The sequence below is a fragment of the Acidovorax sp. LjRoot204 genome, from assembly GCF_056175785.1.
In genome coordinates this window covers 1-2,500 of record NZ_JBGFFF010000194.1, presented here as the reverse complement: position 1 = coordinate 2,500, position 2,500 = coordinate 1, and the positions used below count along the sequence as shown (strand labels likewise).

Sequence of the window (2,500 nt, the reverse complement as noted above, 5' to 3'; positions counted from 1 at the left end):
CTCTGCAAACACGAAAGTGGACGTATAGGGTGTGACGCCTGCCCGGTGCTGGAAGATTAAATGATGGGGTGCAAGCTCTTGATTGAAGTCCCAGTAAACGGCGGCCGTAACTATAACGGTCCTAAGGTAGCGAAATTCCTTGTCGGGTAAGTTCCGACCTGCACGAATGGCGTAACGATGGCCACACTGTCTCCTCCTGAGACTCAGCGAAGTTGAAATGTTTGTGATGATGCAATCTCCCCGCGGAAAGACGGAAAGACCCCATGAACCTTTACTGTAGCTTTGTATTGGACTTTGAACAGATCTGTGTAGGATAGGTGGGAGGCTTTGAAGTGAGGACGCTAGTTCTCATGGAGCCAACGTTGAAATACCACCCTGGTGTGTTTGAGGTTCTAACCTAGGTCCATTATCTGGATCGGGGACAGTGCATGGTAGGCAGTTTGACTGGGGCGGTCTCCTCCCAAAGCGTAACGGAGGAGTTCGAAGGTACGCTAGTTACGGTCGGACATCGTGACGATAGTGCAATGGCATAAGCGTGCTTAACTGCGAGACTGACAAGTCGAGCAGATGCGAAAGCAGGACATAGTGATCCGGTGGTTCTGTATGGAAGGGCCATCGCTCAACGGATAAAAGGTACTCTGGGGATAACAGGCTGATACCGCCCAAGAGTTCATATCGACGGCGGTGTTTGGCACCTCGATGTCGGCTCATCTCATCCTGGGGCTGTAGCCGGTCCCAAGGGTATGGCTGTTCGCCATTTAAAGAGGTACGTGAGCTGGGTTTAAAACGTCGTGAGACAGTTTGGTCCCTATCTTCCGTGGGCGCTGCAGATTTGAGGAAGCCTGCTCCTAGTACGAGAGGACCGGAGTGGACACACCTCTGGTGTATCGGTTGTCACGCCAGTGGCATTGCCGAGTAGCTAAGTGTGGAAGAGATAACCGCTGAAAGCATCTAAGCGGGAAACTCGTTTCAAGATGAGATCTGCCGGGGCCTTGAGCCCCCTAAAGAGTCGTTCAAGACCAGGACGTTGATAGGTCAGGTGTGGAAGCGCAGTAATGCGTTAAGCTAACTGATACTAATTGCTCGTGCGGCTTGACCCTATAACTTTGATAGCCAACACGCTCACAGCGTGAAGCTCAAAGTCTGTTATGCCAAGTTAGACGCAGTCAAATACACAAAATCTGATTCCAGACTCTATGAATTCGCCAGGCAGTTCACAAAGACTGCCCAGCACCAAGTTATGCCTGATGACCATAGCAAGTTGGTCCCACTCCTTCCCATCCCGAACAGGACAGTGAAACGACTTTGCGCCGATGATAGTGCGGGTTCCCGTGTGAAAGTAGGTCATCGTCAGGCTCTTACAGCCCAGAAAACCCCAGTCAGATATGACTGGGGTTTTTTGCTTTGGGACGGCATCGAAATGCGCCAGGGGCTGTGGCTGGTCAACGCTTGTGGTACCGCAGTTCGCTGGGTTTGCATCGGACTTACCGGGCCGCCAAGCGCACGAAGCCCCTCATCTACGCAGTCCGCACAGCTCCAGATCTAACTGTCGGAATGGGCCCACTCGCTTCAATCGATACGGCATGAGCTGATCGATAGAACCTCGCGAGAACCAAAGTGCACCCATTCCGCGCGCCCCCATATCCACCGCCTCCCTCAGCGGCGCTATATCGTCTGCGTCAGATAGGCAGCCGTCGGCCTTGTTCGAACACCAGCAGTTCACCTTTGCCGAACGCCGTCCACGTTTCGTTGGTCGTGAGGGGGCTGGTCACGATCACTGCCACCTGATCGTTCACGCCAGTCTCCTTCGAAAAATCCAGCTGGAGGTCTTCGTCACTCAGCTGCGCAGCGCCGAAGGGATGGCGGCGCTCTATGTAGTGCAGATGGGTAGAGGCGTGTGCCCACAACGCCTGTCCATTGGAAAGCAGGAAATTGAATGTGCCGTGAGGAGCTATGCGGGCAGCGAGTTCCTTGAGCGTTAGCGTCAGCTCTGGAACAGAAGGCACGCTGGCGTGCGATTTGGCCAACTCTTGCATGATCCAGCAAAACGCATGCTCGCTGTCGGTATCGCCCACSGGGCGGAAATGCGAATGCAGGCGAGGGCGGAAGTCTTTCAGATCTCCGTTGTGGGCAAAGACCCAGTAGCGGCCCCACAGCTCACGCACGAACGGATGGCAGTTCTGCAGGCTCACCATGCCTTGGGTGGCCTTGCGGATGTGGGCGATGACGTTCCGGCTCTTGATGGGGTAACGGCGAATGAGTTCGGCCACCGGTGAGTCCACGGCCGCCAGATGGTCCACGAAGTGCCGAAGCCCCTTGTCCTCAAAAAACGCGATGCCCCAGCCGTCGGTATGGTGGTCTGTCTTCCCGCCGCGTTGCGCAAAGCCCGTAAAGCTGAAGGTCACATCGGTGGGCACATTGCAATTCATGCCGAGGAGTTGGCACATGGCGAAGGTTCCGTTTCTTTGATTTCTTGAAAGCCTTGGGTGCTCAATGCGCG

The 2,500-nt window shown here is 54.7% G+C and carries 1 protein-coding gene and 2 rRNA genes (1 of these 3 cut by a window edge); 2 read left to right on the top strand and 1 reads right to left on the bottom strand.

All coding sequences use genetic code 11. From position 1 onward, the window contains the following. Positions 1-1,100, top strand: a 23S ribosomal RNA gene (locus AC04MI_RS22060); it begins 1,779 nt to the left of the window's first position. A gap of 143 nt (positions 1,101-1,243) precedes the next feature. After that, positions 1,244-1,356: ribosomal RNA gene (gene rrf, locus AC04MI_RS22055) — 5S ribosomal RNA — on the top strand. Positions 1,357-1,679: 323 nt separating this feature from the next. Here rrf and AC04MI_RS22050 read toward each other — a convergent pair. Beyond that, positions 1,680-2,447 (bottom strand): class II glutamine amidotransferase, encoded by a 768-nt coding sequence (locus AC04MI_RS22050; RefSeq protein WP_056065199.1) that lies wholly within the window; start codon positions 2,445-2,447, stop codon positions 1,680-1,682. Positions 2,448-2,500 lie beyond the last annotated feature (53 nt).